General features: G+C 64.2%; 13 protein-coding genes. 12 read left to right on the forward strand and 1 reads right to left on the reverse strand.

Annotation, left to right across the window (positions count from 1 at the left end; translation table 11 throughout):
- Position 1: 1 nt before the first annotated feature.
- The 12 genes from B0W80_RS28770 (at position 2) to nagZ (ending at position 11675) form a co-directional block, all read left to right on the forward strand.
- Positions 2–655, forward strand: coding sequence for a sigma-E factor negative regulatory protein (locus tag B0W80_RS28770; protein WP_077002575.1), 654 nt, complete (start codon positions 2–4; stop codon positions 653–655).
- Positions 656–676: 21 nt separating this feature from the next.
- Positions 677–1744, forward strand: coding sequence for a MucB/RseB C-terminal domain-containing protein (locus B0W80_RS28775; RefSeq protein ID WP_077002576.1), 1068 nt, complete (start codon positions 677–679; stop codon positions 1742–1744).
- Between the two features lie 46 nt (positions 1745–1790).
- The gene (locus tag B0W80_RS28780; protein WP_077002577.1) at positions 1791–3263 is read left to right on the forward strand and encodes a DegQ family serine endoprotease; all 1473 of its coding nucleotides are present in this window, start codon (positions 1791–1793) and stop codon (positions 3261–3263) included.
- A gap of 523 nt (positions 3264–3786) precedes the next feature.
- Positions 3787–5598, forward strand: a complete 1812-nt coding sequence (gene lepA / locus B0W80_RS28785) for a translation elongation factor 4 (protein WP_077002578.1) — start codon at positions 3787–3789, stop codon at positions 5596–5598.
- A gap of 14 nt (positions 5599–5612) precedes the next feature.
- The gene (lepB, locus tag B0W80_RS28790) at positions 5613–6584 is read left to right on the forward strand and encodes a signal peptidase I (RefSeq protein ID WP_077002579.1); all 972 of its coding nucleotides are present in this window, start codon (positions 5613–5615) and stop codon (positions 6582–6584) included.
- A gap of 25 nt (positions 6585–6609) precedes the next feature.
- Positions 6610–6966, forward strand: a complete 357-nt coding sequence (locus B0W80_RS28795; protein WP_077002580.1) for a DUF4845 domain-containing protein — start codon at positions 6610–6612, stop codon at positions 6964–6966.
- 38 nt (positions 6967–7004) lie between these two features.
- A complete protein-coding gene (rnc, locus tag B0W80_RS28800) occupies positions 7005–7712 on the forward strand; it encodes a ribonuclease III (RefSeq protein ID WP_077002581.1) in 708 nt (235 codons plus the stop codon).
- Complete coding sequence (gene era, locus B0W80_RS28805) at positions 7709–8674, forward strand: GTPase Era (protein ID WP_077002582.1); 966 nt, start codon at positions 7709–7711, stop codon at positions 8672–8674. Before rnc ends, era begins: the two co-directional genes overlap by 4 nt.
- Before the next feature lie 16 nt (positions 8675–8690).
- Entirely contained in the window at positions 8691–9461 is a 771-nt protein-coding gene (gene recO, locus B0W80_RS28810; protein WP_077002583.1) for a DNA repair protein RecO, read from the forward strand.
- Positions 9458–10207 carry a pyridoxine 5'-phosphate synthase gene (locus tag B0W80_RS28815; RefSeq protein WP_077002584.1) on the forward strand — a complete coding sequence of 250 codons (750 nt, stop codon included), beginning with the start codon at positions 9458–9460 and terminating at the stop codon, positions 10205–10207. Before recO ends, B0W80_RS28815 begins: the two co-directional genes overlap by 4 nt.
- The gene (gene acpS, locus B0W80_RS28820) at positions 10204–10599 is read left to right on the forward strand and encodes a holo-ACP synthase (protein ID WP_077002585.1); all 396 of its coding nucleotides are present in this window, start codon (positions 10204–10206) and stop codon (positions 10597–10599) included. The genes B0W80_RS28815 and acpS overlap by 4 nt, the downstream gene beginning before the upstream one ends.
- Positions 10596–11675, forward strand: coding sequence for a beta-N-acetylhexosaminidase (nagZ, locus tag B0W80_RS28825; RefSeq protein ID WP_077002586.1), 1080 nt, complete (start codon positions 10596–10598; stop codon positions 11673–11675). The genes acpS and nagZ overlap by 4 nt, the downstream gene beginning before the upstream one ends.
- A 13-nt stretch (positions 11676–11688) precedes the next feature.
- Here nagZ and lysS read toward each other — a convergent pair.
- Positions 11689–13202, reverse strand: a 1514-nt coding sequence (lysS, locus tag B0W80_RS28830) for a lysine--tRNA ligase (protein ID WP_077002588.1), incomplete at its 5' end; no start/stop codon positions are given.

Consider the following 13202-nt stretch of genomic DNA (forward strand, 5'->3'; position numbering starts at 1 on the left):
GATGAAGCACACGACCACAGTCCATGAGCAGATCTCCGCGCTGGCGGATGGCCATTTGCGCGAGGAAGATCTCGCCCACGTGATCGATTCGGTGTGCGCCGACAACGACTTGCGGGCGACTTGGCATACCTACCACTTGGTTGGTGATGTGTTGCGTTCCGGCGTGCATTCCTCTTGCAGCGACACCTCGCAGTTTCTCTCGCGCCTTCAACGACGTATGGCGGCGGAACCATCGAGGCCCGCGGAATTGGTGCCGCCCTTGGTGGTGCAGACGACGCTTCGTGCTGAAGCGGCCAATGAGCCGGTTTTTCGCTGGAAGCTCGTGGCCGGGGCCGCATCCCTCGCGGCAGCGGCGGCGATCGGGTGGAACTGGGTGGGCGGCGGCATCGGCTCGCAGCCCGTGGGTGCGCAAATCGCGCAGCAGTCGCAACAGGTTCAAAATTCCGGGTCGGTGCTCGCCGCGGCCGGGTCTTCCCCGCAGACTGCTGCCGCGCTCGCACCGATGCGTGTGGTGGTGGGCAATGGCAATCCGCAGGTCATGCTGCGCGATCCGCGGCTCGACCAACTTCTCGAGGCCCACAAGCAAGCTGGTGGCGCTTCTCAAATGCCTTCCGGATTTCTCCGCAATGCAACTTTCGACGGCCCGTCGCGCTGACGGTCCGCCTCCTGTTCCAGCATGACTGTCTCGATGCCGATTTCAGCGCGTAGTGCACTGCTCCTCGTTGCCGCCCTATGTGTCGCGCAGGCCGCCATCGCCCAGACCCGGGCCTCCTCGCCTTCTTCGAAGCATTCGATCAGCACAACCAGTGGCGAGGCCCCGACGCTGAACGTGGTCGAGTGGCTGCAGCGCATGCATTTGGCATCCCGGCAGCGCTCTTATGCAGGAACCTTCGTCGTCTCGGCGGCCACCGGCAATCTGTCGAGCGCCCGCATCTGGCACGTGTGCGAGGGCGACCTTCAACTGGAGCGCATCGAAGCGCTGTCCGGGCCTCCTCGTTCGACCTTCCGTCGAAACGACCACGTGATGACCTTCCTGCCCGAGGCGAAAGTCGTCAAGAGCGAAAAGCGCGACAACCTGGAACTCTTTCCCAATCTGCTCGGGGCCCCTGATTCGACCATCGGCGAGCTCTACAGCGCGCGAGTCGTCGGCAAGGATCGCGTGGCCGGTTTCGATGCCGACGTGGTGCAACTCGAGCCGCGCGATGGGCTGCGATTCGGTTATCGCGTCTGGAGCGAGCGGCGTTCCGGCCTGGTCGTGAAGCTGCAGACCATCGACAACGAAAGCCGCGTGATCGAGCAATCCGCCTTTTCCGAACTTCAACTCGATCCCCCAGTCAAGGCGCATGTGCTGACGCAGATGATGAGCAGCACGGCGGGCTACAGGATCGAAAAGGCTGAACTCGATCGCACGACGCCGAGCAAGGAAGGCTGGGCCTTGCGCACGCCGGTTGCAGGCTTCAAACCCGTCAGCTGCTATCGGCGAGCCATGGGCAATGAGGTGAGCGGCAAGCCGGGGCACACGATGCAATGGATCTTTTCCGATGGGCTTGCAACGGTCTCGCTCTTCGTCGAGCCTTTCGACGCCCAGCGTCAGCCTCGCGAAGGCTTGTTGTCTCTCGGTGCGACCTACACGCTGAGCCGCAAGCTGGCAGACAAGGATGGAGACTGGTGGCTTACTGCGGTCGGTGAGGTTCCGCCTCAGACACTCGATGCCTTTGCGCAGAGCCTTGTGCGGGCGCGCTGAGCCGCCACGTGATCAACTCAGTTCAGTTTTTCAACGAAGGATGCCGATGATGTTCAGTACCGAGGGGAACAGGATCCGCTCATTTCTCATGGCCGGCGCGCTCCTGCTCGCTTCCGGTCTGTCGCTGCTGCCAGCCGCCCCTGTTCAGGCGCAAGGCCGCGTGTTGCCGGACTTCACCGATCTGGTCGACCAGGTCGGCCCGGCGGTCGTCAACATCCGGACGGTCGAGAAGGTGACGCAGCGCGGCGGCACTCCCGAAATGGATGAAGAAATGCAGGAGTTCCTGCGCCGTTTCTTCGGCCAGCAGATGCCGAACATCCCGCGTCAGGGCCCTCGAAACCGCCAGCAGCCACAAGAAGAAGAGCGGCCGCGCGGTGTCGGGTCCGGATTCATCCTGACTGCCGACGGGTTCGTGATGACCAACGCGCATGTGGTCGACGGCGCGTCCGAGGTGCTGGTGACGTTGGTCGACAAGCGCGAGTTCAAGGCCAAGATCATCGGCGCCGACAAGCGCACCGACGTCGCAGTGGTCAAGATCGACGCGACGGGCTTGCCAGCGGTGAAGGTCGGCGACATCTCCAAGCTGCGTGTCGGCGAATGGGTCATGGCCATCGGTTCTCCATTCGGGCTCGAGAACACGGTGACGGCCGGTATCGTGAGCGCCAAACAGCGTGACACCGGGGACTACCTGCCCTTCATTCAAACCGACGTGGCCATCAATCCAGGCAATTCGGGTGGGCCTCTCATCAACATGCGCGGCGAAGTGGTCGGCATCAACAGCCAGATCTACTCCCGCTCTGGCGGCTTCATGGGCATCTCGTTCTCGATCCCGATCGACGAGGCCATTCGCGTGAGCGAGCAACTGCGCGTAAGTGGCCGCGTTTCGCGCGGCCGCATCGGCGTACAGATCGATCAGGTGACCAAGGACGTCGCCGAGTCCATCGGGCTGGGCAAGGCGCAGGGCGCCTTGGTACGCGGCGTCGAGGCCGGCTCGCCGGGCGAGAAGGCCGGCATCGAACCGGGCGACATCATCACCCGCTTCGACGGCAAGAGCATCGAGAAGCCCAGTGACCTGCCGCGCCTGGTCGGCAACACAAAGCCGGGCACCAAGAGCAGCGTCACCGTGTTTCGCCGCGGCAACTCGCGCGACTTCAACGTGATGATTGCCGAGATCGAACCCGACAAGCCGGCGCGCGTCGCAGAACGTGAAGAGCCGGTCGCCAAATCATCTGCATCGCCTGCTGCGAAGTCGTTGGGCCTCGCGGTCAGCGAGCTGACCGAGACTCAGAAGAAGGAACTGAAACTCAAGGGCGGCGTCAAGATTGATTCTGTCGCCGACGCCGCCACGCGGGCCGGTCTTCGCGAAGGGGACATCGTGTTGGCGGTGAACAATGCGGAAGTGGCGAATGTCAAGGAATTCGAGTCTGCGCTTGCGAAGGCGGACAAGACCAAGCCGGTGAGCGTGCTGTTCCGGCGCGGGGAGTGGGCCCAGTATGCCCTGGTACGACCTGCACGCTAAACCGAAATCAACCGTCAAGTGGCCCCACCCGGTAGTCGGGTTTGGGGCCTTTTTTCGGCTGCTTTTGGTGTTCCCGCAACCTCAACCTAAAAAATTTTTCGACGCTTTCGGGATCTTCGGATAGTTAGCTTGTACTAACTTTGGGCGAGCCTAATGATGCGTTTTAGTAGAATAGCTCGCCCTCGGTCGTGATCAGACGCATAAGCTGCGGGGGTCGCTCCACGATGCGAGATGCGTAGAGGTCATCCACCGATGCTCCACAGATCGCCCACAAGTTGTTAAGGAAGTGGTCCACCGGATCTGTTGATAACCTGTTTACAAGTTGCCTGTTGCTGACCTGCAACGACCGGTCCGAGGCCTTGGCCCGGCTGTACGCGCCCCCCGATTTGCCTACAATGAAGTTCCAACTACTGCAGTTGCCATTGCTTGTTGGTTCAGGGCGCGTCTCTTGGGGACGCGCCCTTTTTTCTTGGCCGTTCCCCGCTGTGCCCGAACGAATTCAAGTACTTAAGCGTTCCCGTTGATGAATCACATAAGAAACTTTTCCATCATCGCGCACATCGATCATGGCAAGTCCACGCTCGCAGATCGGCTCATTCAGCGCTGCGGCGGTCTCGCGGAGCGCGAGATGGAAGCGCAGGTTCTCGACTCGATGGACATCGAGAAAGAGCGTGGGATAACCATCAAGGCGCAGACCGCTGCGCTGCATTACAAGGCACGCGACGGACAGGTCTACAACCTCAATCTGATCGACACGCCGGGCCATGTCGACTTCTCTTATGAAGTGAGTCGCTCGCTGTCTGCATGCGAAGGTGCATTGCTCGTTGTCGATGCGAGCCAGGGTGTCGAAGCACAGACAGTCGCCAACTGCTACACCGCGCTCGACCTTGGCGTCGAAGTGCTGCCAGTGCTCAACAAGATGGATCTGCCGCAAGCCGATCCCGACAACGCGAAGGCCGAGATCGAAGACGTGATCGGCATCGATGCGGGCGATGCCATCCCATGTTCCGCAAAGACCGGCATGGGCATCGACGAAATTCTCGAAGCCATCGTCGCCAAGGTGCCCGCGCCTCGCGGGAATCCGGATGCGGCGCTGCGCGCGATGATCGTCGACAGCTGGTTCGACGCATACGTGGGCGTGGTGATGCTGGTGCGCGTGGTCGACGGCCGCTTGGCGAAAGGCGACCGCATCAAGATGATGGCTTCTGGCGCGAGCTACAACGCCGACAACCTGGGTGTCTTCACGCCGGCCAACGAGTCGCGCGAGTCGCTCGAGGCCGGCGAAGTCGGCTACATCATCGCGGGCATCAAAGAGTTGCAGGCTGCGAAGGTCGGCGACACGGTCACTCGCATCAAGGCCGGAACAGGTGGCGCTGCCGCGACGGCGACCGAGGCGTTGCCCGGCTTCAAGGAGATCCAGCCCCAGGTGTTCGCCGGCCTGTATCCGACCGAGGCGAGCGAATACGACTCGCTGCGCGACGCACTCGAGAAACTCAAGCTCAACGATTCCTCGCTGCACTACGAGGCGGAGGTGTCGCAGGCGCTCGGCTTCGGCTTCCGCTGTGGCTTCCTGGGCCTGCTGCACATGGAGATCGTGCAGGAGCGCCTGGAGCGCGAATTCGACCAGGACCTCATCACGACGGCACCCAGCGTGGTCTACCAAGTCGCGAAGAACGACGGCGAAGTGATCATGGTCGAGAACCCGTCAAAGATGCCCGACGTCGGCCGAATGGCCGAGATCCGCGAGCCGATCGTCACCGTGCACCTCTACATGCCGCAGGAATACGTCGGTGCCGTGATGACGCTGGCCAACCAGAAGCGCGGCGTGCAGATGAACATGGCCTACCACGGCCGCCAGGTCATGCTGACCTACGAGATGCCCCTGGGCGAGATCGTGCTGGACTTCTTCGACAAGCTCAAGTCCGTCAGCCGCGGCTATGCCTCGATGGACTACGAGTTCAAGGAATACCGCGCTTCCGACGTCGTGAAAGTCGACATCCTGCTCAACGGCGAGAAGGTCGATGCGCTGTCGATCATCGTCCATCGCACTCAAAGCCAGTACCGCGGTCGAGCCGTGGTGAGCAAGATGCGCGAGATCATCAGCCGCCAGATGTTCGACGTCGCCATCCAGGCCGCCATCGGGGTCAACATCATCGCGCGTGAGACAATCAAAGCGCTCCGCAAGAACGTGCTCGCCAAGTGCTACGGCGGCGACATCACCCGCAAGCGCAAGCTGCTCGAGAAGCAAAAAGCGGGCAAGAAAAGAATGAAGCAGATCGGCTCGGTAGAGGTCCCGCAAGAGGCCTTCCTCGCCATCCTGCAGGTCGAAGACTAAGAATTACCGCATCGATGGCATTTCTCACCTCCCTGATCCTCGCGTCCTTCGCCGGCTACATCGGCGCCTGGTATTTCGGTGCGGTCGAAGGCAACTTCGCGTTGCTGCTGTTCTTGGCCACCTTGGTGACGGGCCTGTATTGGCTGGCAGAGCGCTTCTACTTCCTGCCCAGGCGGCGCAAGGCGGCCGACGGGCTCGATGCTTCTTTGACCCAACGACGCGATGACCTGGCGCGCCAAGGCATCCGCGAGGTCGACACCGTCGACCCCAAGACGCGCGAGCGCCTGCTCATGCAGCCGTGGTGGCTCGACTGGACCGCGGGCCTCTTCCCTGTGATCCTGGCCGTGTTCCTGTTGCGCTCTTTTCTCGTCGAGCCCTTCAAGATTCCGTCTGGCTCGATGATGCCGACCTTGCTTACCGGCGACCTGATCCTCGTCAACAAGTTCACCTACGGCCTGCGCTTGCCGGTCATCAACACGAAGGTCACCGATGGCACCCCGCCGGCACGTGGCGACGTGATGGTGTTCCGCTATCCGCCCAAGCCCAGCATGGACTACATCAAGCGCGTCATCGGCGTGCCCGGGGACGAGGTGGCCTATCTGAACAAGAAGCTCACCATCAACGGCAAGGCGGTCGACAAGCAGGCCGTGCCCGAGTACTTCGACGAGGAGTCCATGCGCTATCTCAAGCAGTACAGCGAAGACTTGAGCGGCAAGCGCCACATGCTGCTCAACGACGACAGCCGTCGCGCCGGCTTGTCCGAGGCCGAGGTCATGGCGTTTCCGAACCAGGAAAATTGTCGTTACAGTGTCGAGGGCGTGGCGTGCAAGGTTCCGCCGGGGCACTATTTCATGATGGGCGACAACCGGGACAACTCGCTCGATTCGCGTTACTGGGGGTTCGTGCCCGACAAGAACATCGTTGGCAGAGCCTTCTTCATCTGGATGAATTTCGGCGATCTCAAGCGCATCGGCGGATTCCAATAGACTGGTTTTTGGAGGGTAAGAGGGCATGAGAGCTAGTCAATCCTGGCGGCGCCAGCGTGGCATCTCGTTCATCGGGCTGCTGTTCGTCGCGATAGTGCTCGCCTGCGTCGGCGTGGTGCTCGCGCAGGTGATCCCCACGCTGATCGAGTATCAGGCCATCACCAAGGCGGCCAACAAGGCCAAGGAAGGCACCACGGTGCCCGAGGTCCGCGCCATCTTCGATCGGGCCCAGGCCATCGACGACTTCCAGTCGGTCAGCGGCAAGGATCTGGATGTGAAGAAGGTCGGCGACAAGGTGGTCGTGTCCTTTGCCTACCAGCGCGAGATCCACCTCTTCGGCCCGGCCTACCTCACGCTCAAGTACGAAGGCCAGTCTCGCTAGGATGAGGTTCGCCTTCGGCTCCACCCCGCTGTGTGCACGTGACGAGCGCTGATCTCGCCGCACTGCAGGCGCGCATCCAGCACTCCTTTTCGGACCCTCGGCTGCTGCAGCGTGCGCTCACGCATCGCAGCTTCTCCGCGGACCACAACGAACGCCTGGAGTTCCTGGGCGATTCGGTGCTCAATCTCGCCGTCGCGCATTTGCTCTACGAACAGCTGTCGCAGCTCCCGGAGGGCGACCTGTCGCGCGTGCGGGCCAACCTCGTCAAACAGGACACCCTGCACCAACTGGCGTTGAAGCTGGCGCTGTCGCCGCTGCTGCGCCTCGGCGAAGGCGAGGCGCGGTCCGGCGGGCCGAGCCGGCCGTCGATCCTGGCCGATGCGCTGGAGGCACTCATCGGTGCCGTCTACCTCGACGCCGGCTACGGCCCGGCGCAGGCCTTGGTGCGGCGGCTTTACGAGTCGGTCGCCATCACCCCCCGCATGGATGCGGTCGCCAAAGATCCCAAGACGGAATTGCAGGAATGGCTGCAGGGCCACAAAATGAAGTTGCCGGTCTACCGCGTGGTCGGCACGCTCGGTGCGGCGCACAAGCAAACCTTCGATGTCGAATGCGAGGTGGCCGACCTGGGCTTCCGTGAACGCGGCATCGGCGGGTCGCGCCGCGCCGGCGAGCAGGCTGCGGCGGCCGCCATGTTGATCCGGCTCAAGGCACGCGGCAGCGCCGCCGCAAAGGCATCCCCATGAATGATTCGATCGAGTCCGGCCCGCTCTCTCCCGAAGAGGGCAAGGCGCCGGACGCCTCCTCGCAGCAACGCTGCGGCCTGGTGGCCATCGTCGGCAAGCCCAATGTGGGCAAGTCGACGCTTCTCAACGCGCTGGTCGGCCAGAAGATCAGCATCACGTCGCGCAAGGCGCAGACCACGCGGCATCGCATCACCGGCATGCGCACCCTGGGCGCCACGCAATTTGTGTTCGTCGACACGCCGGGCTTTCAGACCCTGCACGCCAACGCGCTCAACCGCTCCCTCAACAAGACGGTGGTGGGCGCGGTGTCCGACGTGGACCTGATCCTCTTCGTCGTGGAGGCCGGGAGCTTCACGCCCGCCGACGAGCGCGTGCTCAAGCTGCTCGGCAGCGGCATCCCGACCGTGCTGATCGCCAACAAGCTCGACAACGTGAATCGCCGCAGCGAGCTGGCCCCGTGGCTGCAGCAGATGCAGGGTCGGCATGCCTTCGCCGAGTTCGTGCCGATGTCTGCGAAGAACCCGAAGGACATCGAGCGCCTGTTCGGCATCTGCGAAAAATACCTGCCAGAGCAACCCTGGTGGTACGCCGAAGACGAGCTGACCGACCGCAGCGAGCAGTTCCTCGCGAGTGAACTGGTGCGCGAAAAGCTCTTCCGCCTGACCGGCGACGAACTGCCCTACACCTCGACCGTGATCATCGACAAGTACGAGGAAGAGCCGCCCGCCCGCAAGGGCCAGAAGCGCCTGCTGCGCATCGCCGCCACCATCGTGGTGGAGCGCGACGGCCACAAGGCGATGGTCATCGGCGACAAGGGCGAGCGCATCAAGCGCATCGGCACCGAGACGCGCCAGGAGCTCGAGAAGCTCGCCGACGCCAAGGTCTTCATCGAGCTGTGGGTCAAGGTCCGTTCGGGCTGGGCCGACGACGAGGCGCGGGTACGTTCGTTCGGCTATGAATGAGCCGACCGGTCGTTGAATGGCGACCCAGCGCGTCTCGCATGAGCCGGCCTATGTGCTCCATCGTTACGACTGGAGCGAGTCGAGCCTGATCCTCGAGGTGTTCACGCGCCGGCACGGGCGTGTGGCGCTGGTGGCCAAGGGGGCCAAGCGGCCCAGTTCCAACTTCCGGCCCGTGTTGCTGCCGTTGCAGCCTCTGCAGCTGAGCTACAGCGGGGACGCCGAGATCCGCACCCTCAAGTCTGCCGAATGGATGGGTGGACATGTGATGCCGACCGGCGAGTCGCTGCTGTCCGGCTATTACCTCAACGAACTGCTGCTGCGGCTGCTGGCGCGCGACGACGCGCACGAGGCGCTGTTCGACGGCTATGCCGTGGTCGTCGAGGTGCTGGCGGGCGACCACGGTGGTGCTCAGGCCGCCACGCAGGCGGCCGCACTGCGGGCCTTCGAACTGCTGCTGTTGCGCGAAGTCGGCCTGCTGCCGATCCTCGACGTCCAGACGCTGACGCTGGAACCGCTCGATACGGAGATGCGCTACACCCTGGTCCCCGAAGCGGGCCTGCGCCTGGCGGCGGATGACGAACCAGCGCTCTCGGGTGCCGAATGGCAGGCACTTCAGCGCACGCTTGAAGAGCGCGCGCCTCTGGCCGCCGCGCTGCGCCAGGTGGCAATGATGAATGCCGGCGCCAGCAGCGCGCTTCGCAACCAGTTGCGCGTGCTGCTCCACTACCATTGCGGCGTGAGCATATTGCGCACACGCCAGATGATGAGAGACTTGCAAGCCCTATGAGCACTTCCCTGTCGGTCAACCTCAACAAGGTCGCGCTGGTGCGCAACACCCGCGCACTGGGCATTCCGAGCGTGCTGTTCGCCGCCGCCCTGTGCCTCGATGCCGGCGCGCACGGCATCACGGTGCATCCGCGGCCCGATCAGCGCCACATCCGTCCACAGGACGTGCAGGACCTGTCGGAATTGCTGTCCAAGGACTGGCCCCAGGCCGAGTTCAACATCGAGGGCAACCCCTTCCACAACCTGATGGACTTCGTGCGCGAACTGCGCCCGCACCAGGCCACCTTCGTTCCCGACGACGTGGCCCAGTCCACCAGCGACCACGGCTGGACTTTCCCCGACGATGCCGACCGCCTCCGGCCGCTGATCGCCGAGGCCAAGGCGCTCGGCGTGCGCGTCAGCCTGTTCATGGACCCCGAGCCCGAGATGATGGCCGCGGCCAAGGCGGCCGGTGCCGATCGCATCGAGCTCTACACCGAGGGCTATGCGGCCGCCCGCGGAACCTCCAGGGCCGAGACGGTGCTGGGCCTGTACGCAGAGGCAGCGCGGGCTGCAAGGGCGGCCGGCCTCGAGGTCAATGCCGGCCACGACCTGAGCCGCGACAACCTCACCGACTTTCTGCGTGCGGTGCCCGACGTTCGCGAAGTGTCGATCGGCCATGCCTTCGTCGCGGATGCGCTGGAGCTCGGCTACACCGCCGCCACACGCGAATACCTCCGCTGCATCCAGGAGGCGGGCGCCCGGTGATCTACGGCATCGGCACCGACATCTGCGACATTCGCCGCATCTCCGCCACCTTCGAGCGCCAGGGCGAGCGCTTTGCGCAGAAGGTGCTGGGCGATGCCGAGCTCGCCGTCTGGCGTGCACGCAGCGCCCGTTGGCCGAAGCGCGGATTGCGCTACCTGGCCACGCGTTTTTCCGCCAAGGAGGCCTTCAGCAAGGCCATCGGCATGGGCATGCGCATGCCGATGACCTGGCGCCTGTGCGAGATCATGAACGAGCGCAGCGGCAAGCCGGTGATCGTGCTGCACGGCGGGCTGAAGCAATGGTTCGAGGCCGAAGGGCTGGTGGCGCACGTGACGGTGACCGACGAAACCGACTACGCGGCGAGCTTCGTCGTGGTCGAACGCAAGCCATGACGGACCCGCAGGCATCGCACGCCCCGCTGATCATCGACATCGGGAGCCAGGCCTTGAATGCCGTGGATCGCCGGCGCCTGGCCGACCCGCTGGTGGGCGGCGTGATCCACTTCGCGCGCAACTGGCAAGACCGCGCGCAGCTGAGCGCCCTCAATGTCGAGATCAAGGCACTGCGCCCCGACATCCTCATCTGCGTCGACCACGAGGGCGGCCGGGTACAGCGCTTCCGCACCGACGGCTTCACCCATCTGCCACCCATGGGGTCGCTGGGCAAGCTCTGGATGCAAGATCCGATGCGTGCCACTCAGGCGGCCGTGGCCTGCGGCCTTGTGCTGGCCGCCGAATTGCGGGCCTGCGGCGTCGATTTCAGCTTCACCCCGGTGCTCGATCTCGACTTCGGCGAAAGCAGCGTGATCGGCAACCGCAGCTTCCATCGCGATCCGCGGGTCGTTGCGCTGCTTGCGCGCAGCCTGACCCATGGCCTGCTGCAGGCAGGCATGGCCAATTGCGGCAAGCATTTTCCCGGGCACGGATTCGTGCGTGCCGATTCGCACGTGGCGATTCCGGTGGATCGGCGCAGCCTCAAGGCGATCCTTGCGGACGACGCGCAACCCTACGACTGGCTGGCCGGCACCTTGTCGGCCGTCATGCCGGCGCACGTGATCTATTCGAAGGTCGATGCCCGCCCCGCGGGTTTCTCGGCCAAGTGGCTGCAAGACGTTCTGCGCGGCCGGCTGGGCTTCGAGGGGGCGGTGTTCAGCGACGACCTGAGCATGGAGGCCGCCCGCCGCATCCAGGGCGAGCAGCTCAGCTACACCGATGCGGCACTGGCCGCCCTCGGCGCCGGCTGCGACCTGGCCCTGCTTTGCAACCAGAGCATCGGCGAAAGCACGGTGCTGGACGAAGTGCTCGATGGCTTCGCGAAAGCGCGTCGCGACGGCCGCTGGCAGCCGAGTGCCGACAGCGAGGCGCGCCGGCGCGCGCTGCTGCCGCGCACGGCCGCACTCGCCTGGAACGACCTGATGCAGACCCCCGCCTACAAACAGGCGTCCGCGCTGCTGTCGCGCCTTTTTTGAAGGCGCGTGGCGCTCAGGATTCCCGACGCAGGGCGGGGAAGAGGATCACGTCGCGGATGCTCGGCGAATCGGTCAGCAGCATCATCAGCCGGTCGATGCCGATGCCGCAGCCGCCGGTGGGCGGCATGCCGTATTCGAGCGCGCGCACGAAATCGTGGTCGAAGAACATCGCTTCGTCGTCGCCGCTGTCCTTGGCCGACACCTGCGCATTGAAGCGCGCGGCCTGGTCCTCGGCATCGTTGAGCTCGCTGAAGCCGTTGCCGAATTCGCGACCGGTGATGTAGAGCTCGAAGCGCTCGGTGACCTCGGGGCGCTCGTCGTTGGCGCGCGCCAGCGGCGAAATTTCGGTCGGGTGCTCCATGATGAAGGTGGGCTGCCAGAGCTTCTCTTCCACCGTCTCCTCGAAGTACATCACCTGCAGGCTGGCCAGGCTGCGTTGCGACAGCTTGTCTTTTTCTTCGCTCAGGCCCAGCTTGCGCAGGGCATCGCGCAACCAGGCGGCATCGTCGGCATTCGCGCCGGCCTCGGTGTGCTTGGCGATCGCCTCGCGAATCGTGAGCCGCTCGAAAGGCTGGCTCAGGTCCACAGGCTTGCCCTGGTACTCGAACTGCAGCTTGCCCACGCTGTTCTGCGCGATGGTGCGGATCAGCGTCTCGGTGAAGTCCATCAGGTCGCGGTAGTTCCAGTACGCCGCGTAGAACTCCATCATCGTGAACTCGGGGTTGTGCCGCACCGAGATGCCCTCGTTGCGGTAGCTCCGGTTGATTTCGAACACGCGCTCGAAGCCGCCGACGATCAGGCGCTTGAGATACAGCTCGGGCGCGATGCGCAGGAACATCTCCTGGTCCAGCGCGTTGTGGTGCGTCTTGAAGGGCTTGGCGTTGGCGCCGCCCGGAATCGGATGCAGCATCGGCGTCTCGACTTCGAGGAAGCCGTTGGCCACCATGAACTCGCGCAGCGCACTCACGGCGCGGCTGCGTGCCATGAAGCGCTCGCGCGCCGCCTCGTCGGTGATCAGGTCGACATAGCGTTGCCGGTACTTCTGCTCCTGGTCGGCCATGCCGTGGAATTTGTCGGGCAGCGGCCGCAGGCTCTTGGTGAGAAGGCGCAGCTTCGTCACCTTGACCGAAAGTTCGCCGGTCTTGGTCTTGAAGGCGGTGCCCTCGGCGCCGACGATGTCGCCCAGGTCCCAGCGCTTGAACTCGGTGTACGGCTCTTCGCCGACCGCGTCGCGCGTGATGTAGAGCTGGATGCGGCCGGTGCCGTCCTGCACGGTGGCGAAGCTGGCCTTGCCCATCACCCGCTTGAGCATCATGCGGCCGGCCACGCTCACTGCGATGGGTGCGGACTCGAGCGCCTCGGCGCTGGTTTCGCCGTGAGCTGCGAGCAGTGCCGCCGCGCGGTCGGCTGGCTTGAAATCGTTGGGGAAGGCGACGCCTTTGCCCTCGGTCTGCGCGGCACGCAGCGCCTTCAGCTTTTCGCGCCGTTCGGCCATGAGCTGGTTGTCGTCGAGGGCGGGGGTAGGGG

Origin of the sequence: Variovorax sp. KK3 (assembly GCF_001984055.1) — a bacterium.
GTDB lineage: Bacteria > Pseudomonadota > Gammaproteobacteria > Burkholderiales > Burkholderiaceae_C > Variovorax.

Bases quoted from the DNA above. Each gene is read 5' to 3' on its own strand.
- lepB (WP_077002579.1), top strand. From the start codon at position 5,613: ATGGCATTTCTCACCTCCCTGATCCTCGCGTCCTTCGCCGGCTACATC.
- B0W80_RS28775 (WP_077002576.1), top strand. From the start codon at position 677: ATGACTGTCTCGATGCCGATTTCAGCGCGTAGTGCACTGCTCCTCGTT.
- B0W80_RS28815 (WP_077002584.1), top strand. From the start codon at position 9,458: ATGAGCACTTCCCTGTCGGTCAACCTCAACAAGGTCGCGCTGGTGCGC.
- nagZ (WP_077002586.1), top strand. From the start codon at position 10,596: ATGACGGACCCGCAGGCATCGCACGCCCCGCTGATCATCGACATCGGG.
- B0W80_RS28770 (WP_077002575.1), top strand. From the start codon at position 2: ATGAAGCACACGACCACAGTCCATGAGCAGATCTCCGCGCTGGCGGAT.
- B0W80_RS28795 (WP_077002580.1), top strand. From the start codon at position 6,610: ATGAGAGCTAGTCAATCCTGGCGGCGCCAGCGTGGCATCTCGTTCATC.
- B0W80_RS28780 (WP_077002577.1), top strand. From the start codon at position 1,791: ATGATGTTCAGTACCGAGGGGAACAGGATCCGCTCATTTCTCATGGCC.
- era (WP_077002582.1), top strand. From the start codon at position 7,709: ATGAATGATTCGATCGAGTCCGGCCCGCTCTCTCCCGAAGAGGGCAAG.
- recO (WP_077002583.1), top strand. From the start codon at position 8,691: ATGGCGACCCAGCGCGTCTCGCATGAGCCGGCCTATGTGCTCCATCGT.
- lepA (WP_077002578.1), top strand. From the start codon at position 3,787: ATGAATCACATAAGAAACTTTTCCATCATCGCGCACATCGATCATGGC.